Source organism: Pseudomonas sp. 2835, assembly GCF_050435905.1.
GTDB lineage: Bacteria > Pseudomonadota > Gammaproteobacteria > Pseudomonadales > Pseudomonadaceae > Aquipseudomonas.
The window spans coordinates 72724-87505 of record NZ_JBNDLE010000018.1; the positions used below are offsets into that span (position 1 = coordinate 72724).

The 14782-nt window shown below is 64.9% G+C and carries 13 protein-coding genes; 2 read left to right on the plus strand and 11 right to left on the minus strand.

All coding sequences use genetic code 11. The features are described from left to right. Positions 1-17 precede the first annotated feature (17 nt). From urtE to urtA, 5 genes are read right to left on the minus strand one after another with little or no spacing between them, the layout of a single operon-like run. On the minus strand, positions 18-716 hold the full coding sequence (gene urtE / locus ABIE20_RS21760) for an urea ABC transporter ATP-binding subunit UrtE (RefSeq protein ID WP_429507242.1): 699 nt from the start codon (positions 714-716) through the stop codon (positions 18-20). Positions 717-736: 20 nt separating this feature from the next. Continuing rightward, positions 737-1597 (minus strand): urea ABC transporter ATP-binding protein UrtD, encoded by an 861-nt coding sequence (gene urtD, locus ABIE20_RS21765; protein ID WP_429507244.1) that lies wholly within the window; start codon positions 1595-1597, stop codon positions 737-739. Then, positions 1594-2673, minus strand: a complete 1080-nt coding sequence (urtC, locus tag ABIE20_RS21770; protein WP_429507245.1) for an urea ABC transporter permease subunit UrtC — start codon at positions 2671-2673, stop codon at positions 1594-1596. The genes urtD and urtC overlap by 4 nt, the downstream gene beginning before the upstream one ends. Next, positions 2673-4169, minus strand: a complete 1497-nt coding sequence (gene urtB, locus ABIE20_RS21775) for an urea ABC transporter permease subunit UrtB (protein ID WP_429507246.1) — start codon at positions 4167-4169, stop codon at positions 2673-2675. The genes urtC and urtB overlap by 1 nt, the downstream gene beginning before the upstream one ends. 53 nt (positions 4170-4222) lie before the next feature. Continuing rightward, positions 4223-5488, minus strand: coding sequence for an urea ABC transporter substrate-binding protein (gene urtA / locus ABIE20_RS21780; protein WP_195885576.1), 1266 nt, complete (start codon positions 5486-5488; stop codon positions 4223-4225). Between the two features lie 246 nt (positions 5489-5734). On the opposite strand from urtA, the gene ABIE20_RS21785 reads away from it, so the two are divergent. Both ABIE20_RS21785 and ABIE20_RS21790 read left to right on the plus strand, forming a co-directional pair. Then, positions 5735-6310: a hypothetical protein gene (locus ABIE20_RS21785; RefSeq protein ID WP_429507248.1), complete on the plus strand. Its 576-nt coding sequence runs from the start codon at positions 5735-5737 to the stop codon at positions 6308-6310. A gap of 54 nt (positions 6311-6364) precedes the next feature. After that, entirely contained in the window at positions 6365-6913 is a 549-nt protein-coding gene (locus tag ABIE20_RS21790) for a hypothetical protein (RefSeq protein ID WP_429507249.1), read from the plus strand. Here ABIE20_RS21790 and cycA read toward each other — a convergent pair whose 3' ends face one another. The 6 genes from cycA to ABIE20_RS21820 all read right to left on the minus strand — a co-directional run bounded on the left by cycA (position 6914) and on the right by ABIE20_RS21820 (position 14749). After that, a complete protein-coding gene (gene cycA / locus ABIE20_RS21795; RefSeq protein ID WP_045196950.1) occupies positions 6914-8332 on the minus strand; it encodes a D-serine/D-alanine/glycine transporter in 1419 nt (472 codons plus the stop codon). It lies immediately after the preceding gene. 110 nt (positions 8333-8442) lie between these two features. Further along, positions 8443-9465, minus strand: a complete 1023-nt coding sequence (locus ABIE20_RS21800; protein ID WP_429507250.1) for a FecCD family ABC transporter permease — start codon at positions 9463-9465, stop codon at positions 8443-8445. Continuing rightward, positions 9462-10412, minus strand: a complete 951-nt coding sequence (locus ABIE20_RS21805) for an ABC transporter substrate-binding protein (RefSeq protein ID WP_429507252.1) — start codon at positions 10410-10412, stop codon at positions 9462-9464. Before ABIE20_RS21805 ends, ABIE20_RS21800 begins: the two co-directional genes overlap by 4 nt. After that, positions 10409-11197 carry an ABC transporter ATP-binding protein gene (locus ABIE20_RS21810; RefSeq protein ID WP_429507253.1) on the minus strand — a complete coding sequence of 263 codons (789 nt, stop codon included), beginning with the start codon at positions 11195-11197 and terminating at the stop codon, positions 10409-10411. Before ABIE20_RS21810 ends, ABIE20_RS21805 begins: the two co-directional genes overlap by 4 nt. Positions 11198-11258: 61 nt before the next feature. Continuing rightward, entirely contained in the window at positions 11259-12626 is a 1368-nt protein-coding gene (locus ABIE20_RS21815; protein ID WP_429507255.1) for a PepSY-associated TM helix domain-containing protein, read from the minus strand. 56 nt (positions 12627-12682) lie between these two features. After that, positions 12683-14749, minus strand: coding sequence for a TonB-dependent copper receptor (locus ABIE20_RS21820; RefSeq protein ID WP_429507257.1), 2067 nt, complete (start codon positions 14747-14749; stop codon positions 12683-12685). Positions 14750-14782: the final 33 nt, after the last annotated feature.

Consider the following 14782-nt stretch of genomic DNA (forward strand, 5'->3'; position numbering starts at 1 on the left):
ACGGTGATCGGCTCAGGTTAAATGGTTACCAGGCCGCGCACACCCTCGGCCTCCATATTTTCGCCACGCCCGGCCTGGACGATTTCGCCGCGCGACATCACCAGGTACTGGTCGGCAAGCTCGGCGGCAAAGTCGTAGAACTGCTCGACCAGCAGGATTGCCATGTCGCCACGGGCAGCCAGCGTGCCGATCACCGCGCCGATTTCCTTGATTACCGAAGGCTGGATGCCCTCGGTGGGCTCGTCGAGGATCAGCAGCCGCGGCTGGCTGGCCAGGGCCCGGCCGATGGCCAGCTGTTGTTGCTGACCACCGGAGAGGTCGCCGCCACGGCGCTGCTTCATCTGCTCCAGCACCGGGAACAGCTCGTAGATGAACGACGGCACGCTCCTGGCCTGGCTGGCGCCGAAACGCGACAGGCCCATCAGCAGGTTCTCCTCGACGGTCAGGCGCGGGAAGATCTCCCGGCCCTGGGGCACGTAGGCGATGCCGGCGTGCACCCGCTGGTGGGGCTTGAGCGCGGTGATCGCCTGGCCTTCCCAGTGCACGCTGCCTTCGCGGATGGGCAGCAGACCCATCAGGCAGCGCAGCAGGGTAGTCTTGCCGACGCCGTTGCGCCCGAGCAGGCAGGTCACCTCGCCGACCTTGGCCTCGAACGACAGGCCGCGCAGGATGTGGCTGCCGCCGTAGTATTGGTGCAGGGAGTCGATTTTCAGCATGTTGTTGTCCTTTGTTGGCCTCATCGCCCCAGATAAACCTCGATCACCCGCTCATCCGTCTGCACCTGCTCCAGTGAGCCCTCGGCCAGCACGCTGCCCTGGTGCAGCACGGTGACGTGGTCGGCGATGCTGCCGACAAAGCCCATGTCGTGCTCGACTACCATCAGCGAATGTTTGCCAGCCAGGCGCTTGAACAACTCGGCAGTGAATTCGGTTTCGGCGTCGGTCATGCCCGCCACCGGTTCATCGAGCAGCAGCAATTGCGGGTCCTGCATCAGCAGCATGCCGATCTCAAGGAACTGCTTCTGGCCATGGGAGAGCAACCCGGCCTGGCGTTGGGCCGAGCCGCTCAGGCGAATGGTCTGCAGAATCTCGTCGATACGGTCGCGCTGCTCGCCGCTCAAGCGTGCAACCAGGCTGGCCAGCACCGACTTGTCGGCCTTTTGCGCCAGTTCCAGGTTCTCGAACACGCTCAGGGCCTCGAACACTGTCGGCTTCTGGAACTTGCGGCCGATTCCGGCCTGGGCAATTTGCACTTCGCTCATGCGCGTCAGGTCCAGGGTGTCGCCGAACCAGGCCTTGCCGCTGGTGGGCCGGGTCTTGCCGGTGATCACGTCCATCAGCGTAGTCTTGCCGGCGCCGTTGGGGCCGATGATGCAGCGCAGTTCACCGACGCCGATGTACAGGTTGAGGCTGTTGAGCGCCTTGAAGCCGTCGAAGCTGACGTTGATGTCTTCCAGGGTCAGCACCGTGCCGTGACGCACGTCCAGGCCCTCACCGCGGCGCTGGCCAAGGCCGATGGCATCGCGGCCGCTGCCGGCGTCGAGGATCGGTTCAAGCATGAATTCCGGGTGCACCGGCGCTAGCGGGATGGCTCTCATTGTTCGCCCCTTTTCTTCAGCAGACCGACCACGCCCCGTGGCAGGTACAGGGTCACCAGGATGAATAGCGCACCGAGGCAGAACAGCCAGTACTCGGGGAAAGCCACGGTGAACCAGCTCTTCATGCCGTTGACCAGCCCGGCGCCCAGCAGCGGCCCGATCAGCGTGCCGCGCCCGCCCAGGGCTACCCAGACCGCGGCTTCGATGGAGTTGGTCGGCGACATCTCGCTGGGGTTGATGATGCCCACTTGCGGCACGTACAAGGCCCCGGCCAGGCCGCACAGCACCGCGCTCAAGACCCAGACGAACAGCTTGAAGCCGCGCGGGTCGTAACCGCAGAACATCAGGCGGTTCTCGGCATCGCGCAGGGCGGTCAGGACCCGGCCGAACTTGCTTCGGGCCAGGCGCCAGCCCAGGTACAGGCTGGCAACCAGCAAGGCGACGGTAAGCAGGAACAACACCGCGCGGGTGCTTTGCGCGGTGATTTCAAAGCCGAGGATGCGGCGAAAATTGGTGAAGCCGTTGTTGCCGCCAAAGCCGGTTTCGTTGCGAAAAAACAACAGCATGCCGGCGAAGGTCAGGGCCTGGGTCATGATCGAGAAGTACACGCCCTTGATCCGCGAGCGGAAGGCGAAGAAGCCGAACACCAGCGCCAGCAACCCCGGCGCCAGCACCACCAGGCACAGGGCCCAGGCGAAGTGCTGGGTGCCGGCCCAGTACCAGGGCAGTTCGCTCCACGACAGGAAGGTCATGAACGCCGGCAAGCCGTCACCGGCCGCTTCGCGCATCAGGTACATGCCCATGGCATAGCCGCCGAGGGCGAAGAACAGGCCGTGGCCCAGCGACAACAGGCCGGCGTAGCCCCAGACCAGGTCCAGGGCCAGGGCGACGATGGCGTAGCAGAGGATCTTGCCGACCAGGGTCAGGGTGTAGGCCGAGACCTGCAGGCTGTGCCCGGCGGGCAGCAGCGACAGCACCGGCAGGGCCAGCAGCACCAGCAGCACAACGGCGCCGATGGCCAGGGTCCAGCGCGGGCCGGCCTTCTGGCTGGCGGTTACAAGCAGAGGCTGGTTCATCAGTCGATTACCCGTCCCTTGAGCGCGAAGAGGCCTTGCGGGCGTTTCTGGATGAACAGAATGATCAGCGCAAGGATGAGGATCTTGCCGAGCACCGCACCAATCTGCGGCTCCAGCAGCTTGTTGGCGATGCCCAGGCCGAAGGCCGCCCAGAGGCTGCCGGCCAGTTGGCCGACACCGCCGAGCACCACCACCAGGAATGAGTCGATGATGTAGCTCTGGCCCAGGTCCGGGCCGACGTTGCCGATCTGGCTCAGGGCCACGCCGCCAAGCCCGGCGATACCCGAGCCGAGGCCAAAGGCGAGCATGTCCACACGTCCGGTCGGCACCCCGCAGCAGGCGGCCATGTTGCGGTTCTGGGTGACCGCGCGCACGTTCAGGCCCAGGCGCGTGCGGTTGAGCAGCAACCAGGTCAGCAGCACCACGAACAGGGCGAAGGCGATGATCACCAGGCGGCTGTAGGGCAGCACCAGGTTGGGCAGCACCTGGAGGCCACCGGAAAGCCAGGCCGGGTTGGCCACTTCGACGTTCTGCGCGCCGAACAGCAGGCGGATGGCCTGGATCAGGATCAGGCTGATGCCCCAGGTCGCCAGCAGGGTTTCCAGCGGCCGCCCGTACAGGTGGCGGATCACCGTGCGCTCCAGAAGCATGCCGACCCCGGCGCTGATGGCGAAGGCCACCGGCAGGGCGATCAGCGGGTAGAACTCGATGGCCCCGGGGGCGTAGCGCTGCACCAGGATCTGCACTACGTACGTGGCATAGGCGCCGAGCATGAGCATCTCGCCGTGGGCCATGTTGATCACCCCGAGCAGGCCGAAGGTGATTGCCAGGCCAAGGGCTGCAAGCAACAGGATCGAGCCCAGCGACAGGCCGCTGAAGGCCTGGCCCAGCAGCTCGCCGAACAGCAGCTTGCGCTTGACCTGGGCCAGGCTGGTTTCAGCGGCGGTGCGCACGCCGCCGTTGCTTTCGACACCGGGTTCGAGCAGGGCCTCCAGGCGCGTGCGGGCCATGGGGTCGCCGGTTTCGCCGAGCAGGCGTACGGCGGCCAGGCGTACCGCCGGGTCGCTGTCGACCAGTTGCAGGTTAGCTAGCGCCAGGCCGAGGGCGGCATGCACGGCGGCATCCGCTTCTGTGGCGAAGCGCCGGTCGAGGAAGGCGACCTGGGCCGGCTGCGCGCTTTTTTGCAGTTGCTGGGCCGCCGGCAGGCGCACGCTGCTGTCGGTGCTGAGCAACTGGTGGCTGGCCAGGGCGTTGTCCACCAGCCCGCGCAGGCGGTTGTTCAGGCGCAGCTTGCGGCTGTCGCCGGCGGCGATGCGGCCCTGTTGCAGGGCGCTCAGCAGCTCAAGGCGGGCCGGGTCCGGTTGCGCCGCCCAGTCCTGCAGCAGGCGCGCCTGCTCATTGGCCTTGGCGGCGATGAAGTAGTCTGCGTCGCTGGCCTGGGCAGTCAGGGGCAACAGCAGGAGGCTGAGGAAAAGGCACAGGAGGGCCTTGGACATGACGGTTTCCTTGTGGTGTGCGGTGCGACGCCTCGACTTGACCCGCGATGGGCTCAGTTGCCCTTCACCGCATAATCCGGCCGCTTGTCGTTACCCGGAATGAACGGGCTCCACGGCTGCGCCCGCAGCGGTTGCTCGGTTTCCCAGACCACGCTGAACTGGCCGTCATCCTGGATCTCGCCGATCATCACCGGCTTGTGCAGGTGGTGGTTGCTCTTGTCCATGGTCAAGGTGTAGCCCGATGGCGCCTTGAAGGTCTGCCCGGCCAGGGCTTCGCGGACTTTGTCGACATCGGTGGACTTGGCTTTTTCCACCGCCTGGGCCCACATGTGGATGCCAACGTAGGTGGCCTCCATCGGGTCGTTGGTCACTGCCTTGTCGGCGCCCGGCAGGTTCTTGGCCTTGGCGTAGGCTTTCCAGTCGGCGACGAACTGGCTGTTGACCGGGTTATCCACCGACTCGAAGTAGTTCCACGCCGCCAGGTGCCCGACCAGCGGCTTGGTGTCAATGCCGCGCAGCTCTTCCTCGCCCACCGAGAAGGCCACCACCGGCACGTCGGTGGCTTTCAGGCCCTGGTTGGCCAGCTCTTTGTAGAACGGTACGTTGGAGTCGCCGTTGACCGTGGAGATGACCGCAGTCTTGCCGCCTGCGGAGAACTTCTTGATGTTGGCGACGATGGTCTGGTAATCGCTGTGGCCGAACGGCGTGTACACCTCTTCGATGTCCTTGTCGGCCACGCCCTTGCTGTGCAGGAAGGCGCGCAAAATCTTGTTGGTGGTGCGCGGGTAGACGTAGTCGGTACCGAGCAGGAAATAGCGCTTGGCCGCGCCGCCGTCTTCGCTCATCAGGTACTCCACTGCCGGGATCGCCTGCTGGTTGGGCGCGGCACCGGTGTAGAAGACGTTCGGCGACATCTCTTCGCCTTCGTACTGCACCGGGTAGAACAGCAGGCCGTTGAGCTCTTCGAACACCGGCAGCACCGACTTGCGCGACACCGAGGTCCAGCAGCCGAACACCACCGCGACCTTGTCCTGGGTCAGCAGCTGGCGGCCCTTCTCGGCGAACAGCGGCCAGTTCGAGGCCGGGTCGACCACCACCGGTTCCAGCAGCTTGCCGTTGACCCCGCCCTTGGCGTTGATCTGTTCGATGGTCATCAGGGCCATGTCCTTGAGCGAAGTCTCGGAAATCGCCATGGTCCCCGACAGCGAATGCAGGATGCCGACCTTGATGGTCTCGGCGGCCTGGATGCTCCAGCTCAGGCCCATTGCCGCGATGGACGCGCTGAGGGTAAAGGCCTTGATCAGACTGCGACGCTTCATAGTGCTCTCTCCATGGAATCGGATGTTCTGTTGGGCAGATGGCGACTTCGCCCAAGAGCGTTAGCAAGGGCTGTGCCGAGTGGTGCGAGGCGCTCTGGGGCGGGGTTTGCACGATGAATCGCGGCTGCTGGCAGGCAGGCTTGCACCGTGATGGCGCTGTGCCCGGTGCGCGGCAAACGAGTCTGCACAGCTTTGGTTCGCGCAGGTATCATCGCCGCCTTTAAATGCAGTTCAGGGACGACGACAGTGAACAGATTCGCTTGTGCAGAGATGGTGATGGCCGGTATGTGGGCCGCGATGGGGCAGGTACAGGCCAGCGAGCCGTCCTCGCTGTATTTTCGTTGCAGCATGACCAAGGCGCAGTACGCCACGGTGATGGCCGCCCGGCCGGGGGAGGCGGCGGCATTCACTGACTGGCAGCAGTGGTTCGACAGCAAGGAAATGTACGGTGGCGGCAAGGTCGATACAGACGACCTGCGGCCGATGCCGGCCGAAACCCTTAGCCAGATCGCCGGCGGCGGCCGTTACGGCTCGCTCTCCGAGTACGACGAAAAAGCCGGCGTATGGCGCTTCGCCCTGCTGCAGTTCAGCGAAAACTACGGGGCGATGATCTCCATGCTGGCGCCACTGCGTAGTGTCGCGCCGTACTGCGCCGCCGACTCCGACAGCTTCATGCTGGTCTACTCGTACATCTGGGGTGACGGCGACAACGCCTACCTGACCCTCAACGGCCGCAGCCAGTTCGCCCAGGCACCGACCCCAGCGCAACGCGCCGAGGCCGATGCCGTGCTGGCCGAACTGCTCAAGGCAGCAGAAGGCTGAGCCTCTCTGAGCTCGGTTTGATCAGTATTCACCCACGGAACAAGGAAAGACCCGATGGAAGCTTCGTCGCTGTACATTCGCTGTAACCTCAACCCCGCTGCCTATCAGGCCGCGATGAGCGCGCCGGTGGCCAACCCGCGGCAGTTCGACGACTGGCAATGCTGGTATGACAGCAAAGACGCGTACGGCCCGGGCGAACTCCCCGCCGAGGACCTGGATCGTACCGCCTCCTGCAGCCTGGGCGATCTGATCGAAGGCTGGGTTGAGTTTTCTGCGGGCAACAGCAGTCATTACGATGAGCAGACCGGGGTGTGGACGTTCGCCGTGCTGGAGTTCACCGACAATTATGGCGAGATGCTGCAACTGCTGGCGCCGCTGCGGCAACTGGCGCACTACGCCGAAGTCGAATCGGACAGTTTTCTAGTTATCCTTCCTTACATCTGGGGGGGTGACATCAATGCCTGCCTGAGCCTTGGCCAGGGCCGCAGTGTGTTCATCGACGGCCCGAGCGAGGCGCAACGAGCCGAAGCCGACGCCGCACTGGAACAGCAGTGGGACCGTGCGGCGTCGGCGTACGAACAAGAAGGCTTGAAGTTCGACTGATCAGTTGTCGGCGTTGGCGGTCAGCAGCGCGCGATTGCGCCGCACGAACTGGTAAGTCACGGTCAGCAGCACGAACCACAACGGCGTGACGATCAGCGCCTGGCGGGTGTCGTGCTCAAGGCTCAGCAGCACCAGGATGAAGGCGAAGAACGCCAGGCACACCCAGCACATCAAGCGCCCGCCAGGCATCTTGTACTTCGAGGCCTGGTGCAGCGCGGCGCGCTGTTTGCGGTAGTTCAGGTACGACAGCAGAATCAGCGACCAGACGAACATGAACAGGATCGCCGACACCGTGGTCACCAGGGTGAAGGCTTCGACCAGGTCCGGAATCACGTACATCAGCAGCGCCCCGGCCAACAGGCAGGTGCACGAGAACAGCAGGCCGCTGGCCGGTACGCTGCGCTTGGACAACTGCTCGAAACGCTTGGGCGCATCCCCCTGCTGGGCCAGGCCGAAGAGCATGCGGCTGGTGGAAAACACGCCGCTGTTGGCCGACGAGGCCGCCGAGGTCAGTACCACGAAGTTGATGATGCTGGCCGCCGCCGGCAAGCCGGCGAGCACGAACAGCTCCACGAACGGGCTCTTGCCCGGCACCACGTCACGCCACGGCGTCACCGCCATGATAGTGATCAGCGCCAGCACGTAGAAGACGATGATGCGGATCGGGATCGAGTTGATTGCCCGTGGCAGGTTGCGCTCCGGATTCTTCGCTTCGGCGGCGGTGGTGCCCACCAGTTCGATGCCGACGAAGGCGAACACGGCAATCTGGAAACCGGCAAAGAAGCCCATCAGGCCATGGGGGAACATGCCCTGGTCGTTCCACAGGTTGGCAAGGTCCGCGGTGCGTCCGGCCGGCGACTGGAAGCCGGCCATGACCATGTACAGGCCGGTGCCGACCAGGGCGACGATGGCGATGATCTTGATCATGGCGAACCAGAATTCGATCTCGCCGAACATCTTCACCGTGATCAGGTTCAGCGACAGCAACAGGCCGACACAGGCAATCGCCGGCGCCCACTGCGGCAGGTCGGGGAACCAGAACTGCGAATAGGCCGAGATTGCGATGACGTCGGCGATGCCGGTGATGATCCAGCAGAACCAGTAGGTCCAGCCGGTGAAGTAGCCGGCCCAGGGCCCGAGCAGGTCGGCGGAAAAATCGATGAACGACTTGTAGTTGAGGTTCGACAGCAGCAACTCGCCCATGGCGCGCATGACGAAGAACAGCATGAAGCCGATGATCATGTAGACGAAGATGATCGACGGGCCGGCCAGGCTGATGGTCTTGCCTGAGCCCATGAACAGCCCGGTACCGATGGCGCCACCGATGGCGATCAGCTGGATATGGCGGTTGGACAGGCTGCGTTGCAGGTGGTCATGGTTTTCCGGCGTGGGGTGTTGCGGGGGCAGGTTCGCGGTCATAGGCAGGCATTCCGTTGAGTTCAGTCTTGTTGTGCGCCGCTAGGCTAACACGCGCCTTCCTGGCGCTAGCGCGACAATACGTCTCAAGGCGCGGGCGGTGTTGACCGTGGTCAACGTCGGCGCATCAGGCCGATAAAGAACAGGCCGCCAATGGCGGCGGTGGCGATGCCGATCGGCAGGTCCTCGGGCGAAATCAGCGTGCGTGCGGCGACGTCGACCCAGATCAGGAACAGGCTGCCCAGCAGCAGGCACACCGGCAGCAAGCGGCTGTGCTCGGCGCCGACCAGGCTCCGGGCAATGTGCGGCACCATCAGGCCGACAAAACCGATCGAGCCGCTGATCGCCACCAGCACGCCGGTCAGCAGTGAGCAGATCAGAAACGCCAGCAGGCGCACCTTGCGCGCGTTCAGGCCGAGGGTCACGGCGGTCTGCTCGCCGGCCATCAGCGCATTCAGCGAGCGGGCCATGCCCAGCAGCAGGGCCAGGCCGAGCAACACGCTGATCGCCGGGATCAGCAGCAGCTCCCAGCGCGCCAGGCCCAGGCCGCCGAGCATCCAGAACATCACCGCCGAGCTTGCCCGGTGGTCACCGAGAAACAGCAGCAGGTTGGCCGCCGCCATCATCACAAAAGCCACGGCCACGCCGCACAGCAGCAGGCGGTCGCTGTCCAGGCGGCCGTGGCGGCTGGCAATGGCCAGCACCAGCAGCATGCTGCACAGCGCGCCGATAAAAGCGGCCAGGGGCAAGGTCAGCACGCCGAGCAATTCGCCGATATGCAGCACCACCAGCACCGCACCCAGGGTTGCCCCGGAAGTGACGCCGAGCAGGTGCGGGTCAGCCAGCGGGTTGCGCGTTACCGCCTGCAGCACTGCGCCGATCATCGCCAGGCCGCCGCCCACCAGCGCCGCCAGGAGCATGCGCGGCACGCGGATCAACCAGACGATATGTTCCTGGCCCGTGGTCCACGCCGGTGCCTCGGGGGTAACGCCGAACAGCTTGTACAACAGCACGCGCCAGACCACCTCGACCGGCACCGGCGCCGAGCCGAAGCCCAGGGACACCACGCAGGACACCAGCAGCAGGGCCAACAGCGCGAGCAGCAACAGCCGCTGCCGGGAGCTTGCCGACCTCATGCGCCGTGCAGGCTCTTGGCGATGGTCTCGATGGCTTCGACGTTCTCAAGGCTCGGCGTGGCTGCCACGTAGGGAATGACCACGAAGCGCTTGTTGCGGATCGCATCCACCGATTGCAGGGCCGGATGCTGTTCGAGGAACGCCTGCTTCTGCGCGGCGCTGACTTCGCCATAGTCGACGATGACGATCACCTCGGGGTTGCGCTCGACCACGCTCTCCCAGTTGACCCGGGTCCAGCTGGCTTCGATGTCATTGAGCACGTTGCGCCCGCCGGCGGCGGTGATCAGCGCCTCGGGCATGCCCAGACGTCCGGAAGTCATGGCCCGGTCTTCGCCGCTGTCATAGAGGAACACCCGAGGACGCTCGCCCGGCAGTTGCTGCTGGACCACGGCAACGCGCGCTTGCATGTCGCCGATCAACTGCTCGGCGCGCGCCTGCACGTCGAAGATCCTGCCCAGGTTGCGCAGGTCGGTGTAGGTGTCGTCGAGGCTGGCAGCCGGGCGCTTCATGACAAAGGCGCAGGATTCGGTCAGCTCGTACACCGGGATGCCCAGCGGCGCCAGGCTTTGCGGGGTGAGGTCGCCGCCGACGCGCATGCCGTAGTCCCAGCCGGCGAACAGGAAGTCGACACTGGCGTTGAGCAGGGTTTCCACCGACGGGTACTTTGCCGCCAGTTCCGGCAGGCCGTCGAGTTGCTTGCGCAGCTGCGGCGTTACTGCCTTCCAGCCGCTGACACCGCTGTAGCCGACCATGCGCGAACGCAGGCCGAGGGCGAGCATCATCTGGGTCATGTTGATGTCGTGGCTCAGGGCATGCTCCGGGGCCTTGGTGAAGGTCACCTGGCGGTTGCAGCTCTGCACGGTCAATGGGTAGTGGGTGGCCTCGGCGAAAGCACCGGGGCTGGCCAGCAGCAAGGCCAGGCCGAGCAGCAGGGTCGATCGAATCATCGCTGGGTTATCCAGGTAAGGCGTGGGTGGTCAGCCAGAGGGTGGCGGTCGATCAGCGCTTGTACGCCGAAAACCTCGTGCAGCAACTCGGTGGTCAGCACCTGATCAGGCGTGCCGCTGGCGACGATGCGGCCGTGGTCGAGCACGTACAGGCGATCGCAAAAGGCCGCCGCCAGGTTCAGGTCATGGATGCTCGCCAGGGTGCCGATGCCCAGGCGCCGCACCTGCTGCAGCAGCTCCAGCTGGTAACGCGGGTCGAGGTGATTGGTCGGCTCGTCGAGGATCAGCACCTGCGGCTGCTGGACCAGGGCCCGGGCGAGGATCACCCGCTGCTTCTCGCCACCGGACAGGCTGGCGAAGGTGTGATCGTCAAAGCCTTGCAGGCCGACTGCCTGCAAGGCCTGTTGCACCAACTGGCGATCCTCGTGGCTGTCGCCGTCGAACAGGCCTTTGTGCGGCGTGCGGCCCATCGCCACGACTTCCTCGACATTCAGGCCGAAGGCATCGGGGAACTCCTGCAGCACCACGGCGATACGCTGGGCGCACCAGCGCGCTGACTGCTGCCACAGGTCATGCTCGCCCAGGCGCACCCGGCCGCGTTCCGGTTTATTGAAACGGTAGGCGCAGCGCAGCAGGCTGGTTTTGCCGCTGCCGTTGGGGCCAATCAGACCGACGAATTCGCCGGCGCCGACCTGCAGCTCAACGTCGCGCAGCTGGAACTGGTGGTGGCAGTGGCCGTGGCCCAGGGGCGACCAGTGCAGGTCGCTGATACTCAGGGTGCTCATCAAGGTCCTGCGGGCCTGCGGGCGATGTCGCCGAAAACAGGCCCGTATCGAAAACGGGCGCTCATGTTAGCGGATTTGTCCGCGCCAGCGGTTGTGCATAACGATCCACCAGCCACACCAGCAGCATCGAGCCGCCCACTAGCGGGAAGGCAGCCCCCAGAATCAGCATGATCACGGTCGCGGTCTTCCAGCGCGGCAGGTCATGGCGCAGCGGCGGTACACCGAGGCCACCTTCGGGGCGGCGTTTCCACCACATCACCAGGCCGCTGACCGAGCCGAGCAGGATCATCAGGCAGATCAGCAGGACAATAAGCTGGTTCAGCGTGCCGAACATCTTGCCTTCGTGGAGCATCACCCCAAGCTCGGTGGCGCGGGCGACGTTGCTGTAATCCTGCCAGCGTACGTCCACCAGCACCTGACCGGTGTACTGGTCGACATGCAAGGTGGCGTCGTTGCGCGGGTCGTCGGCGAACACGGCAATGGTGTACACGCCTTCGGCACTGGTTGGCAGGGTAATGCTGTAGCCAGGTTCGACGCGGCGGGTAGTGGCCAGTTCTTCGATCTGTTGCAGGCTGACCTGCGGCGCTGCCGGGGCGCCGGAGCCCATGCTGTGCCCGGCATGTTCGGCGTGGGCGGCAGATTGCGGCATCGGCGTGTTTTCCATGGCCCAGGGCACGGTCTGGCGGTTGGCGCTGTTGAGCGCCCGGGCTTGCTGGTCGGACTTCGGCACGTCGTTCCACATTGCCGCCGGAAAGCGATTCCACAGGTCGGCGTACTGCTTGCCCCAGAAGCCGGTCCAGGTCATGCCGCTGAGCAGCATCAACAGCAACAGCGCCGCGCCCCAGAAGCCTGTGACCGCATGCAGGTCGCGCCACAGCAGGCGGCCACGGGCGTTCAGGCGCGGCCACAGCACACCGGCGCTGCGCTTGCCGCGCGGCCACCACAGGTACAGGCCCGAGACCACCAGCACCACGCCCCAGCCGGCGGCCAGTTCCACCAGGCGATCGCCAGTGGTGCCGATCATCAGCTCACCGTGCAGGGCGCGGGCAATGGCCTGAAGGTTGTTTTTCGCGTCTTGTTCGCCGAGCAGCTGGCCGCTGTAAGGATCGATGAACACATTCAATTCACGGCCGGCGTTGTGCACCACGAACTGCGCACTGCGGTCGCTGGCAACCGCAGGCAGGTACTGGCTGACCTGGCCCTTGGGGTAAGTCTGCTGCACCTGTTGCAGCAGGCTGTCGGCGTTGTGTCGGTGATGCCCGGCCTCGACCACCATCAAGTCGCGATACAGCAATGGGTCGAGCTGCGGCTTGAACAGGTAGATGATCCCGGTGATCGCCAGCAGGATCATGAACGGCGCGACGAACAACCCGGCGTAAAAGTGCCAGCGCCACGCCAGGTTGTAGAAGGATATGTGCGGTTTGCTCATTGAGCGCTCCCGTGTTGCCTGGGTAAGGCGCGATCAGTGATCGCGCCCGGGTTGGATCAGAAACTCAGGTCGACCTTGGTCCAGAACGTACGCCCCGGCTCGTTGATCGGTTGCGGGTCAGTGGCCGGGTAGCCAAAGCCGGCGTTGCCCGCCAGGTTCAGGTGCTCGGCGTAAGCCTTGTCGAACAGGTTGTCGACCCCGGCACTGAGCTTGAGGTTGTTGCTGACCTTGTAGGCGCCGTTCAGCGAGAACACGCCGAAACCACCGCTTTTTTCGTAGTCTTTGCCCACCACGTTGCCGGAGTTCTCGGCGATGCGGTTCTGCGCCGCGACCAGGCGCCACAAGGCCCCGGCGCTCCACACATCACGGCTGTAGGTCAGGCCCAGGCGGCTTTCCAGCGGTGGCATCTGCGGCAGTGCCTTGCCGTCGCTGCTGTTCTTGCCCCAAGCGTAGGCCAGGGTAGCGTCGGCTTTCCAGTTGCTGGTCAATTTGTGCGCGGCACCCAGTTCGCCGCCCATGATCCGCGCATCGATGTTCTGCGCCTGAGAGCTTGGCATACCCATCATCCCCGGCCGGTAGTCGAAGAGAATGTAGTCGCGGATCTGCCCGACATAGCCCGAGGCCCAGGCGTCAATGGTGTCGGTCTGGTACTGGATACCGAAGTCGAGCTGGGTGGTTTTCTCCGGCTTGATGCTGTCGAAGGCATTGACCGAACCTGCCGGGCCGGACTTGGGCGAGAACAGCTCCCAGTAGTCGGGGAAGCGCTGGGCGTGACCGAGGCCGACGTAAGTGGTGGCGGGGATATCCACCAGGTCATGCTCGTAGCGAATAAAGCCGCTGGGCAAGGTATCGGCGCGAGTGTCGCCATTGGTGGCGCTGGTGGCGCGGTAGTCCTTGGCCGAGGCACGGTCCAGGCGCGCGCCGGTAATCAGCCTGTCCTGTTCGGCGGCGTACCAGGTCAGTTCGCCGAACACCCCGTAGTTGTGGAAGTCGGCGTCCTTGGTCCAGGCCATGTGCTTGTGCGCATCAACGCCCATGCCGCCGCGCTGGCGGTGTTCGTTGGTCTGCGCATCGATGCCGCTGATCAGTTGCAGGTCATCCCAGCGCCAGGTGCCCTTGATGCGCCCGCCGAGGGTGCGGCGATCGACGTTGCTGACCATCGGCATGCCCATCATGCCCATGCCCGAGGGGGTGCGCAGGCTGTAGTTGTCCATCACGTGGTCGGCGTAGTTGTAGTAGACCTGGGCTTCGAGCTTGTCGAAGATCTCGCCGATGTTGGACTTCTCGAAGCGCAGGCCGAGGCTCTCGCGCTTGAACTGCGAGCCGTCCATGCCGCGCCCGGCATAGCGCGCTTCACCGTCGCCCTTGCCGGCGGTCAGTTCCACCAGGGTGTCGGCGTCCGGGGTCCAGCCCAGGGCGACGTCACCATTCCATTTGTCCCAGCGCGACGGCACGGTGTCGCCATTGCCGTCTTCATAATCGTCGGAGCGCGACTGGTTGCCGACGAAGCGGGCATAGCCATAGCGGTTACCGGCGGCGGCATCCAGGACCTTGTCGAAGCGTCCGTTGGAGCCGCCCAGCAGGCTGGCGTTGACGCGGCTGCCAAGCTCGCCGAATTTTTCCGGCTCGCGATCGAAGAGGATGGTCCCGGCCGATGCGCCGGGGCCCCAGATCACACTTTGCGGGCCCTTGATCACGGTCAGGCGGTCGTAGGTTTCCGGCGAGATGTACGAGGTCGGGGCGTCCATGCGGTTGGGGCAGGCGCCGAGCATCACGCCGCCGTTGGTGAGGATGTTCAGGCGCGAGCCGAACATGCCGCGCAGCACCGGGTCACCGTTGGTGCCGCCGGCGCGGATGGCCGAGAAGCCGGGGATGGTTTTCAGGTAATCGGCGCCATCGCTGGCCGGTACTGGCTGGCGTGGGTCCTTGGGGTTGGTGACGATGGTCAGCGGCGAGCTCGGGGCCACGGCGGTGATTACCGTCGGGCTCAGCTCGGCCTGGTCAGAAACGTGCGCGTCCTCGGCCTGGCTTGTGGCCAGGGCCAGAGGGCTGAGCAGGGTGCCGCAGATCACGGCGATGGTCCCTTGCAGGGACAGACGAAAAACAGCGGTGCAGCCAGACATAGTGATTCCAACATCGATCAGTCATAAGGGTGC